Annotated in this window: 14 protein-coding genes; 4 read left to right on the forward strand and 10 right to left on the reverse strand. The window is 44.8% G+C overall.

Annotated elements, in window-relative coordinates:
• Nucleotides 1-324 precede the first annotated feature (324 nt).
• The 5 genes from QUA83_RS22400 to QUA83_RS22420 all read right to left on the reverse strand — a co-directional run bounded on the left by QUA83_RS22400 (nucleotide 325) and on the right by QUA83_RS22420 (nucleotide 5,539).
• Nucleotides 325-798 (reverse strand): hypothetical protein, encoded by a 474-nt coding sequence (locus tag QUA83_RS22400; protein WP_333295920.1) that lies wholly within the window; start codon nucleotides 796-798, stop codon nucleotides 325-327.
• The gene (locus QUA83_RS22405; RefSeq protein ID WP_333295921.1) at nucleotides 773-1,978 is read right to left on the reverse strand and encodes an urease accessory protein UreH domain-containing protein; all 1,206 of its coding nucleotides are present in this window, start codon (nucleotides 1,976-1,978) and stop codon (nucleotides 773-775) included. The genes QUA83_RS22400 and QUA83_RS22405 overlap by 26 nt, the downstream gene beginning before the upstream one ends.
• 308 nt (nucleotides 1,979-2,286) lie before the next feature.
• A complete protein-coding gene (locus QUA83_RS22410; RefSeq protein ID WP_333295924.1) occupies nucleotides 2,287-3,354 on the reverse strand; it encodes an LOG family protein in 1,068 nt (355 codons plus the stop codon).
• 189 nt (nucleotides 3,355-3,543) lie between these two features.
• The gene (gene trxA, locus QUA83_RS22415) at nucleotides 3,544-3,867 is read right to left on the reverse strand and encodes a thioredoxin (RefSeq protein ID WP_006631199.1); all 324 of its coding nucleotides are present in this window, start codon (nucleotides 3,865-3,867) and stop codon (nucleotides 3,544-3,546) included.
• A gap of 508 nt (nucleotides 3,868-4,375) precedes the next feature.
• On the reverse strand, nucleotides 4,376-5,539 hold the full coding sequence (locus tag QUA83_RS22420; RefSeq protein WP_333295925.1) for a GuaB3 family IMP dehydrogenase-related protein: 1,164 nt from the start codon (nucleotides 5,537-5,539) through the stop codon (nucleotides 4,376-4,378).
• Nucleotides 5,540-5,661: 122 nt separating this feature from the next.
• Here QUA83_RS22420 and QUA83_RS22425 point away from each other — a divergent pair, with 122 nt between their 5' ends.
• Entirely contained in the window at nucleotides 5,662-6,870 is a 1,209-nt protein-coding gene (locus QUA83_RS22425; RefSeq protein WP_333295927.1) for a lipid-A-disaccharide synthase-related protein, read from the forward strand.
• Between the two features lie 197 nt (nucleotides 6,871-7,067).
• Here the strand turns inward: QUA83_RS22425 and QUA83_RS22430 are convergent, their stop codons facing one another.
• On the reverse strand, nucleotides 7,068-7,769 hold the full coding sequence (locus QUA83_RS22430) for a polysaccharide deacetylase family protein (protein ID WP_333295928.1): 702 nt from the start codon (nucleotides 7,767-7,769) through the stop codon (nucleotides 7,068-7,070).
• A gap of 343 nt (nucleotides 7,770-8,112) precedes the next feature.
• On the opposite strand from QUA83_RS22430, the gene QUA83_RS22435 reads away from it, so the two are divergent.
• Nucleotides 8,113-14,985: an AAA family ATPase gene (locus tag QUA83_RS22435; RefSeq protein WP_333295930.1), complete on the forward strand. Its 6,873-nt coding sequence runs from the start codon at nucleotides 8,113-8,115 to the stop codon at nucleotides 14,983-14,985.
• Nucleotides 14,986-15,282: 297 nt separating this feature from the next.
• Here QUA83_RS22435 and QUA83_RS22440 read toward each other — a convergent pair whose 3' ends face one another.
• The 4 genes from QUA83_RS22440 to QUA83_RS22455 form a co-directional block, all read right to left on the reverse strand.
• The gene (locus tag QUA83_RS22440) at nucleotides 15,283-16,479 is read right to left on the reverse strand and encodes a response regulator (protein WP_333295933.1); all 1,197 of its coding nucleotides are present in this window, start codon (nucleotides 16,477-16,479) and stop codon (nucleotides 15,283-15,285) included.
• A gap of 694 nt (nucleotides 16,480-17,173) precedes the next feature.
• The gene (locus tag QUA83_RS22445) at nucleotides 17,174-17,356 is read right to left on the reverse strand and encodes an NfeD family protein (protein WP_015175752.1); all 183 of its coding nucleotides are present in this window, start codon (nucleotides 17,354-17,356) and stop codon (nucleotides 17,174-17,176) included.
• Nucleotides 17,357-17,435: 79 nt separating this feature from the next.
• Nucleotides 17,436-17,624: an NfeD family protein gene (locus QUA83_RS22450; RefSeq protein ID WP_333295935.1), complete on the reverse strand. Its 189-nt coding sequence runs from the start codon at nucleotides 17,622-17,624 to the stop codon at nucleotides 17,436-17,438.
• Nucleotides 17,625-17,653: 29 nt separating this feature from the next.
• Nucleotides 17,654-17,860: an NfeD family protein gene (locus QUA83_RS22455; RefSeq protein WP_333295936.1), complete on the reverse strand. Its 207-nt coding sequence runs from the start codon at nucleotides 17,858-17,860 to the stop codon at nucleotides 17,654-17,656.
• A gap of 214 nt (nucleotides 17,861-18,074) precedes the next feature.
• On the opposite strand from QUA83_RS22455, the gene QUA83_RS22460 reads away from it, so the two are divergent.
• Nucleotides 18,075-20,471, forward strand: coding sequence for a tetratricopeptide repeat protein (locus tag QUA83_RS22460; protein WP_333295937.1), 2,397 nt, complete (start codon nucleotides 18,075-18,077; stop codon nucleotides 20,469-20,471).
• A gap of 76 nt (nucleotides 20,472-20,547) precedes the next feature.
• Nucleotides 20,548-20,895, forward strand: coding sequence for a VOC family protein (locus QUA83_RS22465; protein WP_190661613.1), 348 nt, complete (start codon nucleotides 20,548-20,550; stop codon nucleotides 20,893-20,895).
• Nucleotides 20,896-21,173 lie beyond the last annotated feature (278 nt).

Here is a 21,173-nt window from a genome sequence, read left to right on the forward strand (position 1 = left end):
ATGTCATATTCTACCATGCTGTGCCTAGATTGTTAACCTTCTTTTTTTACTGTTACCCCGATTTATTGAGCGGATACGATTTGCTGTTTGAAGGAAAAAGGAAAGCGCAATAAAATCAAGGATTTCAGCAATTAAGCACGTCATAACCCTATTGGCACTTGCTATAATAGTAATTTAACTAAATTATCGACATTGTGCCAAAATCAACTTAAAATAAAAAAATTGCTCTCAATCTTCCTCTTCTTTTTTGTCCTTCGTGATTTCTGCGATTAATTAACCGAAAATCTCTTGCCCAGCCATTAAAATCTAAAATCTAAAATCCTCTTACCTAACCGTGACAGTGTAACTCAGTTTAAACGGTTTAAAATTAGCTTTATTTTTGGCTTTTCCGCTCAATTCAAGTTCGTAAATTTCAGCCTTGGGAAACACGATATTAGCTCCCGGAATCCCTTGATATTTCTCCGCAGATATGGCAGTTAAAGGCGGCTGCATCAGCGGCTTATCCCCATCTTTACGATTTTTCGGATAAACTTTTAATTTGCAATTGCACTGCTCTAGTGGGATAATTTGACCGCCCCTGCGAGTTAGGGCAAACCACACTCTCGCAGGCTGTCCGGCGCGGGGATTGTGGTTGGGTTCTAGGTGAAAGGTAGCGGCGACATCTCCGGATACTTCGACTTCGTGCGCCAAAACAGAAATCGAGTTTAACTGCGGCGCATTGGGAATTGTTGCTTCAATTAGCAATCCTAAAAAAACTAATAATCCTAAAGTTTTACTTTTGTTTGACAGGCGAAACATAGAAATTTTCTAGTGATAAAACTGACCAAAACAAGCGCGATCGCACAAACATAACTAACACCACAACCACCGCTAACACCGCTGTCAGCAATTGATTGTGCAACTTCCATTCAAAGCCGCCGAGATAGTGGGAACCGATGAGTGTCGCGTGTACAGCGCACAGCAAGAAAGCTGGAAGGCTTAACAGGTGAAGCATTCGCCACAGCTTGCCTAAAAAATTTTGAATGCGATCGCAACTTGTAACCGCCGCCGGCAACATCAACAGCAGCGACAGAATCCCAGCCGCCATTCCCAACTGATGCTGCGGCAACATAAAAGATAGCGCGTCAAAATTCCATTTCAGCGTATGATCCAGCATATGAAACGTGTGGGCGACTGCGAGGAAAAACGCGCCCACACCCAAGGCGCGGCGGTAGCGCAGCAGTTGCGGCAAAAACTTGCTAACCGGACGCGCCAACAGTGCTAGCATCAAGCACAGCAGCGCTGCGTGGCCCGTAAAATCAACCATTTCATCGGTTCGCAGCAAGGTAAGAATTCCGATCGCCACTGTCACCCACCCACCCGCACGAAACAGTTGGCTGCGCTTGTCCGCGCTCAATCTGCCAGCAAAAAAACTCACTCCCAGCATAGTTGGCAGCGTGCCGAGTCCAAAAGCTAGCATCGTCGCCGCAGCCAAAACCGGGTTTCCCGTTTCCGCCGCCTTAATCTGCGCCGCGTAGAGGAAACCGCAGGGAATGAAACCCCAAAGCAAACCCAAAGCAACCGGCACCCACCAGTTTTTTTGCGCCGAAAGCTTGCTCATTGCTTGTCCGACTCGATCGTGCGACAACGGGTGCAGCAGGGGTAATCCCGGCAGCAAGTTCGGTTTAATTTGCACTACTCCGAACCAAATTAGCATCGTGCCCGTGAGAAGTGCGATCGCCCGCCGCAATTCGCTACCCGTACCTGCCAAAAGTCCGCCAGCAATTAACACTGAACCCAGTCCGCCAATTGCAGCACCAACCAAAGCGTAAGCAGCAATTCTCCCCACATTTAGCAGCAAATGAAAGCGGAAAGCAGCTAATTTATCGTTGCCTGAATTAGAAAGAGAAAACGCCATTGTCAGCGGGCCGCACATCCCAGCGCAGTGACCGAAACTGCCGAGAAATCCCAAAATTGCAATTAGCAGCAGGTCTAGCATTTTGAGTTAGTAGTCAATCGATTTTAGATTTTAGATTTTAGATTTTAGATTTTAGATTTTAGATTGACTTGCGCGAGATAAATGCTCTTTCTTGAGGATTTTCGATGTTCGATTTTGGATTGATTCCACGGATAAATGCGGGGGCTTGTACCATCAAGAAATTCGTGGTCAAATTTATCTCAATCAGAGGGGCGGGTTTATTTATCCCCTGAGTTAGTTACAAATATTTCTCGTGAAACCCGCCTCTACAGATTAATAAATGTTGACTGTTGACTGTTGACTGTTGACTGTTGACTGTTGACTAACAATTATTTTTGTTCGGGATGGGCTGCCGCCGGCGAAGCTGCACCCATTTGATTAATAGCAGCAATTAGCTGATAAAGCCGCCCCAAATCCCGCTGGTTGAAATGCAAAACTAGGCGCGGCAGATCGAAAGTTGCATCTCCTATTTCAGGTTCCAAAGCTTGACTTTTTTCAATTTTTCCGGTGACAACAATATCGCTAAAATCAGTATTTAGCCGATCGACATTCTCCTCAGAAAGCTCTGTTTTCAAGCGAATTACCAATTTTTCGCGCACGTAGCGGCAGGAGTGATAAACCAGATAAAAACTACCGATCGCCTCGCAAGCAACATTTACATCGTCAGTAATCGTATACAGGCTGCGATCGTCGGCTGAAATCAAACCCCGGCCCCGCAATTGTTTTTGCACAAAATAATTCCAATCGTGCCAATAATCTCCTCCCGGTCGATCGATCAATACCACAGGAGCCGGCCCGAACTTGCCAGTTTGAGTCAAAGTCAGACACTCAAAAGCCTCGTCCAGAGTGCCAAAACCGCCCGGAAACAGAGCTAAAGCATCGCTTTCCCGGAGAAAAAATAACTTACGAGTGAAAAAATATTTAAAATTGAGCAATTTGGGATCGCCGGCAATGAAAGGATTAGAACCCTGCTCGAAAGGCAACTGAATGTTCAGCCCAAAAGAACGTTCAGCAGTCGCCCCCTCGTTCCCCGCCTGCATGATTCCCCCGCCCCCGCCAGTAATCACCATAAACCCCTGCTGGGCGATCGCCCGCGCAAAGTCTCTGGCCATCAAATATTCCGCAGATTGCGGTGACACCCTTGCCGAACCAAAAATCACAATTTTGCGAACGTGTCGGTAAGGATAAAACATCTCAAAAGCGCTCTCCATATCTCGGAGGGACGCCGCAATAATCTTCAAGTCCAGGCGATCGAGATCCTCTCCGGCCATTTGCACTATAGTAGAGAGCGATCGTTCAATCCACTCAGAGTGCTTCAACATTGGCAAGCGATCGAGCAAATCCATCACTTCAGCTTGGAGGGACTCAAAACCTTGACCAGACCCAGAACGAATCATGAATTTTTCCGAAACGGTAACAAATTGTCGCTACTAAAAATTAAGGGGCAAGCCAAAGTTAGAAGCCAATAGCCACCAGCAAATTGCCATGCTGGCCACTAATAACTTTTCCCGTAGCTTTGCCCCGGTTCTGAAGCGAGTTAGCTTTCGCGGCCCACAAAGAACAGCGCGAAACCGCTCGCAGTTGGGTTAAATGTACTTTTCCAGAGTGTTGGCCAGAGTAGTTTTAGGAACTGCCCCAACCACCATATCCACCCGTTGACCGCCCTTAAATATCATCAGCGTCGGAATGCTGCGGATACCGTATTGGCTGGCCACGTTAGGATTCTCGTCGGTATTAACTTTTACTACCTTGACCTGCCCTTCATATTGCTGGGCAATTTCGTCTACGACGGGCGCCACCATCCGACAGGGCCCGCACCAGGGAGCCCAAAAATCCACTAGAACTGGAACTTCGCTATCGAGCACTTCCTGCTTAAAGGTAGAGTCGGTTACTTGCGCGGCTGCTGACATCCCTAGCCATCCTTGTAAATACTATTTCTCGGATAACAAGTCTAGCAAAAAGTGTAACCACTTGCGTCAACGATTTTAAGAGAAGGCTTCTGAAGGAAGAAGGAAGACGGTACAAGCAAGAGGGAAGACGTTAGAAGGAAGAAGCCACAAGGTTTCTGAATGCACAAGGCACTTATGTTTCCCAAGGCACTGATGTTTCCGAAGGCAGAATGCACTTATGTAGAAGAAAAATTCTCCCCCTCCCAGACTCTCCCACTCTCCCACTCTCCCCCTCTCCGGAGCTAAAAGCCTCAGTTCTGTATCTAGTAAGCAAGAGCCAAGATTTCCGGCAAAAAAGGAACCGCCCGAACAGTAGTCCGGGCGGAGTGTGGTGTGAGGAGTGAACGGAAACATGCGTCTCCGCTTCTTCTATTGTGACATCTCCTTCTCGATAATTCCACAATATTCTGTAAATTTCGAGACTGTGGAACAAATTTTGTCAAGGTATGCTGGTATTCGATCGGTAAATCTACTTACCCATGCCCAACTGCTGAGCTTTTTGATAGACTTTACCCTCAGTCAGCAGAGAAGGAGCAATTACCACTTCCACCTGCTGCATCTCCTTAAGATCCTTAGCGCCCAAGGTACCCATGCTAGTTTTCAGAGCTCCGAGCAAGTTGTGCGTACCGTCATCTAGCACCGCAGGCCCCCGCAAAATTTGCTCCACAGTACCCGTAGTCCCCACGCGAATGCGAGTGCCGCGCGGCAAAACCGGGCTGGGAGTCGCCATCCCCCAGTGAAAGCCGCGGCCGGGAGCTTCGGCAGCCCTGGCAAAGGGCGAACCAATCATCACTGCATCGGCACCGCAGGCAATGCACTTGCAGATATCGCCACCAGTAATTAAACCCCCGTCAGCAATCACCGACACGTATTTGCCAGTTTCGCGATAGTAGTCGTCCCGCGCGGCGGCGCAGTCTGCTACCGCTGTGGCTTGGGGAACGCCGACACCCAATACGCCCCTAGATGTGCAAGCAGCCCCCGGCCCAATGCCCACGAGAATGCCCGCAGCGCCAGTTTTCATTAAATTCAGGGCGACTTCGTAGGTCACGCAGTTACCCAAAATTACTGGTATCGGCATCTCTTGACAGAATTGTGTCAAATCTAAAGATGAGATTGATTCAGGGGAAAGGAAAGCTGTCGAGACTACTGTTGCTTGCACAAAAAATATATCGGCTCCAGATTCAGCAACCGCCCGCCCGTATTTGCTCGCACCGGCCGGTGTACCGCTGACGGCGGCAATCCCTCCTCCTGCTTTAATTTCTTTAATTCTCAGGTCAATTAATTCTGGCTTGATGGGTTCGGCATAGAGTTGTTGCATCAGGGAAACAAATTCGTGGTTCCCGACACTGGCGATGCGCTCTAATATTGGCTGGGGGTCGGCATAGCGGGTTTGAATTCCTTCTAGGTTGAGCACGCCCATTGCTCCCAATTCCGACAGCAAAATGGCCATGCGGACATCGACTACTCCATCCATGGCGCTGGCGATGATCGGGATTTCTCGATCGATCCCGCCAATCTGCCACTTGGTATCTGCCAAACTCGGATCGAGGGTGCGCTGTCCCGGTACAAGCGCGATTTCATCTATGCCGTAAGCTCTGCGAGCGCTTTTGCCCCGCCCAATTTCAATATTCACGCTGTTTCACTTCCACAATGTATTTAAATTAGACTAACAAAAAGTTAGCCCGCCCGAGTTTAGCTATCGCACGGCTGTCTTTCAAAAAAGCTCGGCACTGATTCTGATTGTATTCTGATTATATGAAATCGAAGGGGATACTTTTCCTCAGCAACGGCCACGGGGAAGACGCGATTAACTGTCAAATTTTCAAAGCTTTGAGAGTATCTGGCGCGGAGGTTGATGTTTCGGCAATGCCGATTGTAGGTGACGGGGCTGCTTACCGCCGATCGACCGTGCCAATTATTGGGCCCACCAGTCAAATGCCGTCTGGGGGAGTTTTTTACATGAATCCCCTGTTTTTCCTCAAAGATATTGGGGCGGGGCTAATTGCTTTGACTTGGCAGCAATTGCAGGCTGTTTGGAGGCATTCGCGCCACTGCGATTTGGTGGTGGCCACTGGGGATATTGTCGCGGCGGCGATCGCCCATGCCAGCAACCGCCCCTATATAATTTTTCTATCGGCCCATTCTAGTTATTACGAGGGGCGAGTCGATTTGGGTTTAATCTTGTGGCAGTTGCTTTGCTCAGAGAAATGTCTGGCGGTTTTTACTAGAGATGCTTTGACTGCTGCTGACTTAAACCGACAGGGTTTAAAGAAAGCTCAGTTTGTCGGCAATCCTGTCATGGACAACATCAATTCTACGGGCAAAGATTTGCAGTTAATTCCCGGAGTTCGGACGATCGCCCTTCTCCCCGGTTCTCGCATTCCAGAAGCCACTAACAACCTCGTTTTGCTCCTGGAACTGGTTAAAGAAATTGCTAGTAGCTCTACTGTACCGATGCAGTTTCGGGCAGCTTTAGTTCCAGCTTTGATGCCTCAATTAGATGATATTGCGGCGCGCTCTGGATGGCAAATGCGATCGGGCAAGCTCATTTTTCCAGCAATCAAACGGTCTTTTAGTGAAGAAAAATTAGTCGAAGTGATGTGCTTTGCCGATGCTTTCGCCGATATTTTGCAGCAGTCTAGTTTAGTAATTGGGATGACTGGAACTGCTGTCGAACAAGCTGTGGGCTTGGGAAAACCTGTAATTGCAGTACCGGGAAACGGCCCTGCCTTTACCTATCGGTTTGCGGAAGCTCAAAATCGGCTTTTAGGTAATTCCGTGCAGGTTATTGGCACACAACCAGCGAATTCTGATATTCTCAAAGAAGCTGCTTTGGCAGTCGATCGCACTTTGCAAGATAATAAATATTTAGCCAGTTGCATTCAAAATGGTTTAGAGAGAATGGGGCAAGCTGGTGGCAGCATAAAAATTGCTAATTATGTGGTAAACTATCTTGGTTATTGATTGTAGTAGAGTGCGTCAGGTTTGAAATTTTCAAGCGCCACGAAAAGTCTAATTCTGACGCACCATTTATTTCTTGGTGCGTCAGTATGAGATGGTTTATTTGTCGCGAAAATAATTGTGGCTGATTCGAGCAAATTCTTGTGGGGTGGGCGTCCCGCCCGCCCAAAAATACAATTTAGATGTGTAGCACCCTACTGCTATTTCAACAACTCAGAAACAGTTTTAAACTCGTAACCTTTCGACTGCAAATCCTTGACAATCATCTCAGTTGCTGCTACGGTTTTCGAGCGATCGCCCCCACCGTCGTGCATCACCACAATCGAACCCGATCGCACATTGTCAATCACCCGATTTGCGATATCTTCCGCCGTAAGTGTTTTTTCATAATCGTGGGAATCCACATCCCACATAATCAGTTTTTTGTGCATTTGGGATAGCAAATAAGACAAAACTACAAATCGCCTACCCCAAGGTGGCCGAAAACTAATACTGTCTTGCTTAACCCCAACTTCCTGCAAAAGTTTGTCCGTTTTTTCAATCTCAGACAGCAAAAATTCCTGGGGTTTAAACATCATATCTTTGTGAGAGTATGAATGGTTTGCCAACTCATCTCCCCTCGCGACAATCATTTTCACGATTTCTGGATGTTTCTCAATATTGCGGCCAATTTCAAAAAAAGTTGCTTTAACTTGATAGCGGTCTAAGATATCTAAAAGCTGATTTGTATAGGGAGGATATGGCCCATCATCGTAAGTAAGGGCAACAACTTTTACTTCAGTATCGGCGCGGTTGATGCCGAAATAATTATGAAATTTAGTAACTTTAATTAACAGTGATACTGCGAAAAATAACGCTATTGTGAAAAGCAGAAACTTTTGTGAAATTTTACCGATTGGCATAGCTGCACGCACTCGATCGAGAATGAAACTGGATTGTTGTCAGATTACCACAATTGGGGAGCTGAATCCTTAAGCTATTTTATCATTAATTATTGTCCGTTCCGAAAATTTTCAGTTTGGGCGATCGCACAATAGCTAGACGCTTCCAGTGCCAGTACACTTGTACGCTACATATAGGGTAAGTAAGTCCAGAGCAAAAAAGCAATAATACAATATCGGGAGTTGTCGGGGGTGCAAGGCAAGGATTTATATTCGCAGCGAGTTTACTGCTGCTCTCACCCGATCCTAGCCATGTTATATTTATTTGTATACTTAAATTTTTTAGGCAGCAATAATTCCCAACATGATTTCACTGCCAGATATCACAATAGTCAACCAAATCTACGAAAGTGCGAATTCCCTCGTATACCGAGGCATCCTCAAATCAAATCAGCAACCTTTGATTTTGAAACTCCTCAAAGAGGATTACCCCACACCAGCCGAACTCTACCGCTATCAGCAGGAATACGAAATCACTCGTCTTCTCAACCTAGAGGAAACGATTAAAGCCTACGAACTGCGAAAATACGAGAACACACAAGTCATGTTGTTGGAGGATTTTGGAGGAGAGTCCTTAAAAATCCTGCTGGATAGCCGTCCCTTTACTTTACCAGATTTTCTCCACCTAGCCATCCAAATCACAGATGCGTTAGGCAAAGTTCATCAAAAAAAGGTCATTCACAAAGATATCAATCCATCTAACATTGTCTTTAATCCTCAAACCGGGCAATTAAAAATCATTGACTTTGGCTTATCTACCATCCTATCCCAAGAGAATCCCAGCCTCAAAAGTCCTAATCTTCTAGAAGGGACATTGGCTTATATATCTCCAGAACAAACAGGGAGGATGAATCGCTCACTAGACTACCGGACCGACTTTTATTCTCTCGGCGTTACTTTCTATGAACTGCTAACCAACCAGTTGCCTTTTGAATCCGTCGATGCACTTGAGTTAGTCCATTGCCATATTGCCAAACACCCCACTGCACCTCATGAAATAAATCCAGAAATTCCCTTGAATGTCTCAGAAATTGTCATGAAGTTAATGGCAAAAACGGCGGAAGATAGATATCAGAGTGCTTGGGGAATCAAGACAGATTTAAAAACTTGTCTTGCTCAATTTAGAAATGGTAAATTTCAAGATTTTTCCTTGGGATACCAAGATATTTCTCCTCAATTGCAACTCCCTCAAAAACTGTACGGGAGAGAATCACAGATTGAGTCCTTATTGAGTGCATTTGATCGTGTAGCGTCGGGACAAGAAAAACAACTAGGGGCGGGTTTAGCAAATAACCTGAGTAACCCAACGACAAGTCAATCACAAAATCTGCCCGTACAAGGACAAACTGAACTCATGCTAATTTCTGGATACTCTGGTATTGGGAAATCAGCTTTAGTTCAGGAATTGTATAAACTCATAACTCAAAAAAGTGGCTACTTTATTGCAGGTAAATTTGACCAGTTGCAGCGCGATATTCCCTATCAAGCTTTAGTCGCTGCCTTCCAAGAATTGGTGCGGCAATTGCTCACCGAAACTCAAGCGCAATTACAACAGTGGCAAGAGAAGATTCGACGGGCATTAGGAACCAACGGACAAATTATTATTGATGTCATTCCCGAAGTTGAACTGATTATTGGCAAACAGAATCCCGTCCCCGAATTACCTGCAACAGAAGCAAGAAATCGGTTTAATTTAGCTTTTCAAAAATTTATTCAGGTTTTTTGCCAAAAAGAACATCCCCTCGTCCTATTTCTAGACGACCTTCAGTGGACAGACAGCGCTACGTTGCAATTAATCCAGTTGATTATGACAGATTTTACTACTCAATATCTGTTTCTAATCGGAGCTTATCGAGATAACGAAGTCAGTGCAACTCATCCTGCAATGCTGACTTTATCTGAGATGAAAAAGCAGGGAGTAGTAATTAATCATCTCTCCCTTTCACCCTTAAATTTAAACCAGGTTAATGAATTCATTGCGGATACGCTGAAAACCGATCGCATCCAGACGCAAAAATTAGCCGATTTGGTTTGGCAAAAAACCCAAGGTAATCCGTTTTTTATTAAAGAGTTTCTCAAGTCACTTTATACAGAGCAATTGCTGACTTTTGATTTGAATGCTGGGGCTTGGTATTGGGATTTAGAGCAAATTATAACTAGGAATATTACTGATAACGTTGTTGAGTTCATGGCAGAGCAAATTCAAACCTTATCAGAATCAGCACAAAAAGTTTTACGATTAGCCGCTTGCATTGGCAACCAATTTGATTTACCAACCCTTTCAATTATTAATGAAAGTTCTCAAAATGAAACGGCTGATGAATTATGGAATGCTATTCAAGCAGGATTGATCTTACCCATTGGGGATGATTACAAATTCCTGAAAACAGACCGAGATACAAACGCATTAAAAATTATTTATAAATTTGCTCACGATCGCATCCAGCAAGCTGCCTATTCCCTAATTCCCCCAGACGACAAGCAAGCGGTTCACTGGAAAGTCGGGCAACTGTTGTTACAAAATACACCACCACAGGTACTCCAACAAAAGATTTTTGATATTGTTAATCAGCTCAACTTCGGTATTGAAGCAATTGACGTTCAGTTAGAAAAAGATAAACTTGCTCAATTAAATCTGATTGCTGGCAAAAAAGCGAAGGCATCAGCAGCTTGGAAACCAGCCTGGAATTACTTAATAATTGGTATAAATTGGCTGAGTGCAGATAGTTGGCTTCGTCAGTATGACCTCACTCTGGCACTGTATGTGGAAACAGTAGAAGCTGCTATTTTGAGTGGTCATGTTGAGGAAATGGAAAAATTGGCTGACCTAGTGCTTCAACAAGCTACTTCATTGCTGGACAAAGTGAAAGTCTATGAAGTCAAAATTCAAGCCTATACAGCACAAAACAAACCGTTAGAAGCGATAGATACGGCACTTTCAGTATTAAAGTTGTTGGGGATTCGTTTTCCCAAAAAACCAACAAAATTAAATATTTTACTTGAACTGGTGAAGACAAAGTTAAGTTTAGTAGGGAAGCGAGTTGAGGACTTAATCGACCTACCAGTGATGACTAATCCTGATAAACTGGCAGCAATGCGTATCCTATCAAGTGTAGTTTCTGCGGCCCATTTTGCCACACCTGAATTGCTACCGCTAATGGCTTTTAAACAGGTCAATTTATCAATTAAATACGGGAATACTTCGGTATCTTCTTGTGCCTATGCTACTTACGGACTAATTCTGTCTGGGGAAACCGTAGGAGACATTGAGACTGGTTATCAATTTGGGAAACTTGCTATCTTGCTACTCGATAAGTTTAATACTAAAGAACTCACATCCCGAACCATATTTATTGTTAATTACTTTGTCAAACATTGGAAAGAGCATCTTAGGGAAACTTTAAACCCTTTGCAGAATGCTTACTCGCTCGCCCTAGAGACTGGAGACTTAGAATATGCAGCTTATTCAGTTTGTGTATACTGCTATCATTCCTATGTATTGGGGAAGGAATTGGCAACAGTCGAGGCAGAAATGGCAATGTACAGTAATACCCTCAGCCAACTGAAGCAAGAAACATCATATTACTATAACCAACTCAATCGACAGGTTTTATTGAACTTGATGGGACAGGCTGAAGATAAATGCCGTTTAATCGGTGAAAACTATGACGAAACAAAAATGTTACCCCTGCATCGAGAGGCGAATGCTCAAAATCTTTGTCGCTCGGTCTATTTTTACAAGCTATTTCTCTGCTATCTTTTTCAAGACTATCAGCAAGCTATAGAAAATGCTAAATCAGCCGAAAAATATAGCGATAGCGCTGTAGGTACTATTCCTCTCTACCATTTCTACAATTCTTTAGTTTATCTTGCTATCTATTCTGACGCACCAAAATCCGAGCAAAAACTCATCCTCCAGAAGGTGAAAGCCAATCAGAAAAAAATCAAGAAATGGGCGGAGTTTGCTCCGATGACTCACCTCCACAAATTCTATCTAGTGGAGGCAGAGCGATATCGAGTTTTGGGGGAAAATGCTAGGGCGATCGACTACTACGATCGCGCCATTGCCTTAGCCAAAGAACATGACTACATCAACGAAGAGGCTTTGGCTAATGAACTGGCGGCCAAATTCTACATCGCTTGGGGAAAAGAGCAAGTTGCCCAAGCCTATATGACAAATGCTTACTACTGTTATTTACGTTGGGGTGCCACAGCTAAAATGACTGATTTGGAACGACAGTATCCAGAACTTTTAAAGCGTTTTACGAAAGCCAATTTGTCGGATAAATCGCGCAGCAGCCTGTCTGATACATCTAACAGCATTTCAGGTGAAACCCTGGATTTGGCAGCATTGATGAAAGCATCAGGGGCGATCGCCAGTGAAATTGAGCTAGATAAACTCCTCACCACTTTGATGAGAATCCTGCTGGAAAGCTGCGGTGCACAAACTGGCTATCTCATTTTAGAGTCTCAAGGACAACTGCGAGTCGAAGCTTCAGGTGAGGCTAACTCAAATCAGGTGATGGTTTTGCAATCGACTCCTATAGAAACCTGCCTGCCTTTGTCGATTATTCACTATGTTGAAAGGACTCAGGAAGGATTGATTGAAACCAATGTTTCCCGTGAAGGCAGATTTACCCAAGATGCTTATATCAAAACACAGCAGCCCAAGTCTATCCTTTGCGCCCCTCTGATCAATCAAGGGCAATTAATTGGAATTGTTTACTTGGAAAATAATTTAGCAGATGGGGTTTTTACAGCCGATCGCCTGGAAGTGATTCAATTACTTTCTACTCAGGCGGCGATCGCCCTTACCAACGCCAGACTCTATACTCAGGTACAATCGACGCAAAATCGCCTCAATAAATTCCTTAATGCTATTCCTTTTGGCATCTCCGTTCACGACGCCAAAGGACAACTGGTTTACGCCAATCCAGTTTCACAGCAGTTACTGAATATTCAAGATTTACCCAAAGCCGAAATCGAGCAACTCTCAGAAACCTATCACGTTTATCGGGCAGGGACAGGCCAGATGTATCCAGTGGAACAGCTACCCTTGGTGCGATCGCTTCGCGGTGAAAAAACATGGGCGGATGATTTGGAACTGCACTACAGTGAGCGAATCGTTCCCTTAGAAGTAACTAGCACGCCAATTTTTGATGACACGGGTAATGTAGAATATGCGATCGCAGCTTTTCAAGATATTAGCGATCGTAAGCAAGCACAGATTACACTCATTCAAAATGTCAGTTTAGAACAGGAAATTCGCGTTCAGAAAATTGCAGAAGAGGCTCTGCGGCAGAGCGAGGCACGCTACCTTGGTATTCTGGAAGACCAGACAGAACTGATTGCCCGGTATCTGCCAGATGGTACCGTTACCTTTGTTAATGAAGGCTTCTGTCGATTTTTTGGACTGACAAGGGAACAACTCATCGGGCATCACTACGAACCTGTCGTGTTTGAAGAAGACCGCGAATATGTAACCCGAGTCGTCAATTCCATTAGCCCAGAAAATCCCGTTGTCACAATTGAAAATCGGGTGATTGTTAGCTCCCAAGTGCGTTGGACGCAGTGGGTTAACCGAGGGATATTTGATAATTCCGGTTGCATTGTTGAATTCCAGGCGGTAGGACGAGATATCAGCGCGCGCAAAAAAGTTGAAGCAGAACTCGAACGAGCGAAAGAAGCAGCAGTGGCCGCCAACCTCGCCAAAAGCACTTTCCTTGCCAACATGAGTCACGAATTGCGAACTCCCCTGAACGCCATTCTCGGTTTTTCTCAACTGATGAATCAGGATACCAATCTGTTAACTGAACAAAAAGAGAACCTCAACATCATTCAGCGCAGTGGAGAGCATCTATTATCTCTAATTAATCAGGTGCTTGACCTTTCCAAAGTTGAAGCGGGAGGCATGAAGCTATCTGAAAATAATTTAAACCTTTATCAGTTTTTAGCTGAAATCGAGGATATGTTTGCGTTGAAAGCCACCGCTCTAAGCTTATACTTAAGATTTGAATGTGCTGCAGATGTTCCTAAATATATCTGCGTTGATGAAGTTAAGTTGCGCCAAGTGCTGATTAATTTAATCAGTAATGCCGTTAAGTTTACCTCTTCGGGAGGGGTGTCTTTAGAAGTAAAAAATAAACAGGTAAAAGCCCAAAGTGAAGCCGGAACCAAAACAACCAACAACCAACAACCAACAACCATTACCTTTGAAGTCAAAGATACGGGAGTTGGCATTGCGGCAGAGGAACTGGAGAATCTATTCAAACCCTTCGTGCAAACAGCATCCGGTCAAAAAGTGCAGCAAGGAACCGGATTAGGACTGACTATTAGCCGTCAATTTGTCCGCTTGATGGGAGGTGAAATAACAGTCATTAGTCACGGTAAAGCTTTCACGCCTGGAATGCCTCTCAAGGAATTTTTAGAAGACACAACGGGCACAACATTTAAATTTGACATTCCTGTGGGCATCGCTGATGCCAGTGCTATTGAAAACCAACCCCAAAGTCGTCGCGTCGTTGCGCTAGCGCCTAACCAACCCCAATATCGCATCCTCGTGGTGGACGATCGAGATTACAATCGGCAACTGTTAGTTAAACTCCTCAAACCTGTTGGTTTTGAAGTGGAAGAAGCGAGTAACGGTATTGAAGCGCTTGAAATTTGGGATTCATACTCACCCCATCTCATCTGGATGGACATGAGAATGCCGGTTATGGATGGTTATGAAGCCACGAAACGCATTAAAGGCACCCTTAAAGGTCAAGCTACTGCTGTTATTGCTATTACTGCTAGCGTGTGGGAAGAAGAAAAGGCAGTTATTTTATCGGCTGGTTGTGATGATTTTGTGCGAAAACCGTTCCACACAGAAGCCATCTTTGACATCATGGCTAAACATTTGGGAGTCGGTTATATTTATCAGGAGCAAGAGCTACCGTCTTCCCCTTCTAATGTGACTGGAGAACCGTTAAATTTCACTGATTTATTAGCAGCGATGTCAAAAGAATGGATAGTAGAATTATATGAAGCAGCTATGGACGCTGATTCGGAATTAGTTTTTCAACTCCTAGAGGAGATTCCTGAATCTCACGCTTTCGAGCTTGAAACTCTCAGGGGTTGGGTGACGAAGTTTCAGTTTGAGAAGATTCTCGATTTAACTGAACCATTAAGTTGGTGAATGATGATACAGCAGATTGCAGGTTTATGAAGTAAACCTGGGATCGCTCCCCGTAGGGAAACGGCTGAGCCTACGTCCGCCAGGGAATGAATTCCCTGTCTAATAGCTAAAGTCCTCTTAAGAGGACTGAAGAACTCATTAGTCCTCTTAAGAGGACTTTCACTTTGAGGCAGGGAATTCATTCCCTGCCGGACTATTGGTTGTATGTTAAGTTGACACGAATGGGCATGGTCCTGTGTCCCTAATGCACTTCATAAACCCGGTTTCTTGGGTCAGATTGCGTAAGCCGCGTTCATCCTATTTGATAACACGCGGTGGGTTCTGTTCCATCATTGACTTTAATGACGACTGTTTTAAGTCTGTAAGATCGCGGATGGTAATTGAGCAACCGTCTCCCAATTTAACAGCAGTGAAATAATAGCATTTGCCAAGGTAATCATTTTCTAGATGAACCTCTCCTTCAAGCGATTCTCCAGTCTCAACAACTTCTACTAATAAATCAAACAATCCGGGACTCAATTGATTAAGCAGTTTTTTCAGCACGGGTTCGCCCGCGAGTTCTGTTCTTTTTTTCCCTAAGAGTCTGGCAAAGACAGGGTTAACTACCAAGCAGCGAAAATCTTCAATTTCTCCAGCGATATCTCCCCTCACCGCATCTACGGCAGCTATTCCATCCAGAGATGAGTTTAGCAAATTTGCCAGCAGGCTGCGAGATTGGTAGGCAATTTCTGCGGTTTGCTGATGCCGCTCGATTGCTTCTTTAAGCTGGCGTTTTTGGTGCTGAATAGTGACCTGAGTTTCGAGGCGAACTAGCACTTCTTCCGGCTGAAAAGGTTTAGAGATGTAGTCAACTCCCCCTACCTTAAAAGCTTTGACTTTATCAAAAACTTGGTCAAGTGCGCTTAAGAAAATAATCGGAATTTCTGAGGTATTTTCATCTGCTTTAAGGGATTTGCAGACTTGATAACCGTCTATATCTGGCATTTTAATATCCAGCAATATAGCATCGGGGGGATAATGGTTAACAGTCCTCAAGGCCATCGCACCATTGGTGACGCAGCGAACTTTATACCCCTCATTAGTGAGAATTCTTGTTAGAAAACGCAGATTCTCTGGGAGATCATCAACAATTAAAATATTGCCTTTGCAAGTTCCTAATTCATTGATGTCACTTTCTCCTACCGAAGCTATCGTCATAGGTTCTCCTTCGACTTCTGCCTCGGCGAGATCAGTTGTGGTGGTTTGCTTCTCTAGCAGAGAGCGGAAGTTATTTTTAGTAACTTTTTCTCCCATTACGTCTGAAATGCGCTGCCACAGGATGGAAGATGAATCTTTGATATGTCCTACACTGAGGTACAAGCTGTCAGCAACAGCACTATAAGTTGTGTTTTTCCAAGCAGCTTTTAAGATTTCCTGCTCAAGAAAATTTAACGGTTTACTGGTTTTGGACTCTAAGGCTGATTCGAGAAATTCTAGGGCTTCTTCAAAAGTCATATACAAATCAATCTCATCGGGTAAGGTTTTTCCAGTTTTGCACCCTAATTTTGAGTTATGCACCGTACTAAGTCGGTGGATAAATTTCTAATAGCTATTATGACAGGCTTATTGACCATTGGTAACAAGTTAAGCTAAGAAAGCATTTGTCAATCAGCAATTATGCTCAACATTTACTCGGATTTTGGGCATAAAACTGAGATTTGGGCGATCGAGGAATCATGCCGTGGGTGATATTTATACCTACTCCCTCTCAAATCGTGAATTTTCCCCTCCTAAAAAAGCAGTTTTTTTGAGTAATATTACTGATTGACAAATGCAATTAAGTCTTAACTTGTCACCAATGCTTATTGACCATTACGCTCCGGGGCGATCGCCCTCGATCGTGATTTCACCTTGTCGAAATATGCAAAAGGAGATCGCGGCTGCCTAATTTTTTGTGAGGGGGATCGGCTTAAACCATTTAAGTGTAAGGCTTTTAAGGAGATTGCCACCCCCTGACCGCCTACAAAAAAACCGCAGACAAAACTGTCAGCGGCGAGTTGTGGTTGAGGTCAAACTCTAGAATCAGGAAATTAACAGAGGCGAGAAGTACGATCGCGCGCTTGAAGAGAAATGTATCGAAATAGAAACGCGATCGCAAATTTATTTTTTATACCCTCCGATAACTCCCCACCTCCAGATTGTTTCCCAACTACGCTTCAACTATCAGAGTAATGTTTTCCAGTCTCACGACGCGAACAACTTCACCGGGTTGCAAAGTTATTTCTCGAACGCACTTGGCAGGCCACCAACTGCTTTGAAATCGCACACTGCCGGATTGATTCGGTTTAATTTCTTCTTCAACGATCGCTCTTTCCAAATGGCTGACAGTCATGATTACTTTCTCCTGCTTCTAGGTTGGCCTGAACGTTGGGATGCTATAAACTTATAGCTTGACTCCCTAACCCTTTGATTTATAACGACGCTTCAACTATTAAAGTAATATTGTCAATTCCGACTACGCGAACCACGTCACCGGGTTCAAAAGTCAGGTCTCCATCGCACTTCGTCGGCCACCAACTGTTTTGGAAACGAACGCGACCGGACTCATTAGGCCGAATTTCTTCATCCACGATCGCTTTTTCGGAATTGTCAAAATTCATGATTGCTTACTCCCGATTGTAGATTTGCCTTAACTTTCAGAATTGATCGCAAACGACGCTGCAACGATCAAAGTAATATTTTCAATGCCCACGACGCGAACCACCTCACCGGGTTCAAAAGTCAAGTCTCGATCGCACTTCGCCGGCCACCAACTGTTTTGGAAACGAACGCGGCCGCATTCTTGAGGGCGAATTTGTTCATCTACGATCGCTGTTTCAACATCGTTAATAGACATAGCTGCTTGCTCCTGAATATAAACTCGACTCAATTGGTGTGTAAGTTAGAAGCTTGTCTGTCAACTTCCCCTCCACACTCAACAGTATCCCCGGCCAACCTCGGCCGTGTCAGTCGGGAAAAGTCTATACAAGTCCACTGTTTGAGCGTGTAAGCGAGTCGGAAAAAGTCTGTTAAAGTTGTCTCAGATGGGTAACGCTAAACCTGGTGACTAAATGGAAGCCGATCGTGCACTGGATTTTACTAATTCGTTACTTGTGGCTCGAAACCTGAAAACTCTCGACAACCTTGACAGCGCTATCTTTCGCGAAGCATGGATGGGAGTGCAAGGCAGGACGTACCAACAGGTTGCAGATAGTGAAGGATATGGAGTAGGGACTGTTAAAGATGCCGCGTCTAATTTGTGGAAGCGGCTTTCAGCGCTGTTTGGAGATGGCGAAAAAATTAAAAGAGACAACCTTCAAGCGGTTGTAGAACGGTATTGGCGCAGCTACTCGAAAGTAGAACCGCAGTCGGGACAAACTGTTCCGGCCCAAGTATCTCCTGGACTTGATGCGGATTTGGAAATCGAAAACCCGAACTTTTTGGGCCGGTTCGGGGCGATCGAAGATCTCAATACTCTTGTCGCCCAAGGTGCAAAAGTGATTGTCATCCAAAGTGCCGGCGGTATCGGGAAAACGACTTTGGCCAGACAGTATCTGAAATCTCAAGGGTTCGATCGAGTAATTGAACTGTTGATGGCAAAAGAGACAGAGAATATCACAGCCTTGGAAAGCGCGATCGAAGAATGGCTCAAGCAAGACTTTCAGGAAGAACCAGGGCCAGACTTTGGCGTCACCTTGGGACGGCTGAAGCGACAGCTTCAGACTCACAAAGTCGGCGTATTGATTGACAATTTGGAAGCCGCACTCGACGGACAAGGTAAGTTTATTGAACCGCACCGGCTTTACGTGGAACTGTTGCGAGTTTTGGCTGACGCGGCGGTGCAGTCGGTAACTCTGATTACCAGTCGCGATCGACTGTGCGATTCAGATGTCACCGTCGAACACTACTTGCTTCCGGGATTGGAAGTTGAAGTTTGGCGGCAGTTTTTTAGCTGCCGCAACATCAATATAGATGATGTCGCCCTCAAGGAAATGCACAAAGTTTACGGCGGCAATGCTAAAGCAATGGGCATTATTTGCGGCACGATTCGAGAAGATTTTGACGGAGATATGGCAGCCTACTGGCTGGAAAACAGCGAAGATCCCCTCCTTGAAACAGACTTAAAAAATTTAGTTACCAGTCAATTTAACCGCCTGCAAGAACTCGATGCCGAAGCCTATCAACTCCTCTGTCGCTTGGGCTGTTACCGCTATCAAGACGTGCCGACAGTCCCGACTGACGGACTTTTGTGTTTGCTGTGGGACGTGCCCGAAGCCGGACGCCGACAAATCATTAAATCGCTGTTGCACCGATCGCTAGTCGAGTCTCAGAAGGGCGAATACTGGCTGCATCCAGCAATTCGGGAAGAAGCTGTCGATCGGCTCTCGCCCGGAGACTGGGAGACTGCAAATCGCAAAGCCGCCGAGTTCTGGACAGAGAGTGTTGACAATATTGAGACTGTAGAAGATGCCCTGAAAGCTTTTGAAGCTTACTATCATTATGTGGCAATTAGCTGTTTCGACCAGGCCGCTAGCGTTATCCTCAAAAAAATCAATATCCAGTTTGCCAAAGATTACAAGCTCGGTAGAGCGCTCTACAAATTAGGTTTCTTGCAGCCAATAATTTCAGCAACTACTCGCATCGTCAACAATGTGACTTCTGATTATTATTTGAGCGGTTTATACAGTATTTTAGGCATTTGTTACCGAATTTTAGGCGATATAAATCAAGCCATAGAATGCCATCAAATATCAGAAATCAAAGCCACTAAATCTTTGCAAATTATAGCGAAAATTAGCGAACCGGAAAACGGCAAACAAGCTAATCTGGAATTCTGGAAAGTTAACGCTGCAATTAATATAGGTTTTTGTCAAATAGAAAGGCGTGAATTAGAATCAGCTATGGAGATATTTGTCAAGCTGAAAACTTCGCGGGACGAAATCGGGATTAATAGTTATTCGATCAATGTGGGGTTAGCTTTCCTCAACTCCTGTGTCGGAGCAAAAAAAGAGGCGGAAGAGCTCGCCGAAAAACTTTATGCCGATCGGGAAAACAGTCAGTTGGTGGGTACGGGATACAAATTAGTTTTTCTCGCCGCCACCTATCAAAACCTGGGAGAGACAGAGAAAGCTTTGAGCTTGTACCGTCAAGCGATCGCCCAGGCCGACCAAAACCAGTACAGCACCATCAAAGCCAAAGCTCTCAGCGGTATAGCAGCGCTGTACCGAGAACAGCGAGAATTTGACCAAGCCCTGCAGCACCATGCAGAAGCAATAGAAATACTCGATCAATCCAGCGCTAAATTAGACCGAGCCGAAGCTTGCTATCAACTAGCACTAACAGAACAAAAACTTGGTAACATCGAGAAAACTCAAGAAAATTTTGACCGCGCCATTCAACTGTTCAGCGAAATGGACGCTAGCAAACAAGTAGAAAAAGTACAGTTAGCTGCGACCAAAAAAACATAAAAAATACCTAATTAATCGAGCAAAAAATCAGAAAATAGATACAATAAACGAAAGAACAACCATAAACTTTGTAGATATGAAACTAAAACGATTGGGACACGTAGCCGTCTGCGTGCAAGACATAGAGAAGTCTGCTGAATTCTACCGCAACTTGGGTATGGAGTTAGTCTGGAAAGATGCAGACTGGGCTTATTTGAAAGCAGGAGAGGACGGATTGGCGCTGTTGAGTCCGAGTTACGACCAAGCAGGGCCGCATTTTGGGTTTGTATTTGACGATCGTACCGAAATGGAATCCGCCTACGAACAACTCAAAGCCGATGGTGTTTCCGTCACCCACATCCACGAACACCGCGACGGTACTGCATCTTTTTATGGCAGAGATCCAGATGGGAACGGCTTCGAGTACCTTTACGAACCTGCCTGAAGATTCTAGGGCTTACGAATCAAAACCCAAGAAACCGGGTTTTTAGCGGTTTCTGCGAGTTGCAGTGCGTCTTCTCGACAACAACCCGGTTTCTGTAAATTAAGTAAGCGCCCAGAAAAAAATAGAATACCCAGATACCCGGTTGGGCGTTCCTTCTTTCATTCCCGGAACATCCCTACAACTCCCCGAATAATCTGAGGTACTCACACCGAGGCTTCTCAAGTAAGGTGCAGGCTGTGAATCTGAAATATATCCACAACTTCCGAAAATCGGCTCGA

The sequence above is a fragment of the Microcoleus sp. K1-B1 genome (assembly GCF_036704705.1).
In the GTDB taxonomy this organism is placed as follows: Bacteria; Cyanobacteriota; Cyanobacteriia; order Cyanobacteriales; family Microcoleaceae; genus Microcoleus.

Coding starts and splice junctions, on each gene's coding strand:
- trxA (WP_006631199.1), bottom strand. CDS start 3,867: ATGTCAGCAGCCGCGCAAGTAACCGACTCTACCTTTAAGCAGGAAGTG.
- QUA83_RS22410 (WP_333295924.1), bottom strand. CDS start 3,354: ATGATTCGTTCTGGGTCTGGTCAAGGTTTTGAGTCCCTCCAAGCTGAA.
- QUA83_RS22405 (WP_333295921.1), bottom strand. CDS start 1,978: ATGCTAGACCTGCTGCTAATTGCAATTTTGGGATTTCTCGGCAGTTTC.
- QUA83_RS22460 (WP_333295937.1), top strand. CDS start 18,075: ATGGAAGCCGATCGTGCACTGGATTTTACTAATTCGTTACTTGTGGCT.
- QUA83_RS22400 (WP_333295920.1), bottom strand. CDS start 798: ATGTTTCGCCTGTCAAACAAAAGTAAAACTTTAGGATTATTAGTTTTT.
- QUA83_RS22455 (WP_333295936.1), bottom strand. CDS start 17,860: ATGTCTATTAACGATGTTGAAACAGCGATCGTAGATGAACAAATTCGC.
- QUA83_RS22440 (WP_333295933.1), bottom strand. CDS start 16,479: ATGACTTTTGAAGAAGCCCTAGAATTTCTCGAATCAGCCTTAGAGTCC.
- QUA83_RS22425 (WP_333295927.1), top strand. CDS start 5,662: ATGAAATCGAAGGGGATACTTTTCCTCAGCAACGGCCACGGGGAAGAC.
- QUA83_RS22465 (WP_190661613.1), top strand. CDS start 20,548: ATGAAACTAAAACGATTGGGACACGTAGCCGTCTGCGTGCAAGACATA.
- QUA83_RS22445 (WP_015175752.1), bottom strand. CDS start 17,356: ATGACTGTCAGCCATTTGGAAAGAGCGATCGTTGAAGAAGAAATTAAA.
- QUA83_RS22435 (WP_333295930.1), top strand. CDS start 8,113: ATGATTTCACTGCCAGATATCACAATAGTCAACCAAATCTACGAAAGT.
- QUA83_RS22450 (WP_333295935.1), bottom strand. CDS start 17,624: ATGAATTTTGACAATTCCGAAAAAGCGATCGTGGATGAAGAAATTCGG.
- QUA83_RS22430 (WP_333295928.1), bottom strand. CDS start 7,769: ATGCCAATCGGTAAAATTTCACAAAAGTTTCTGCTTTTCACAATAGCG.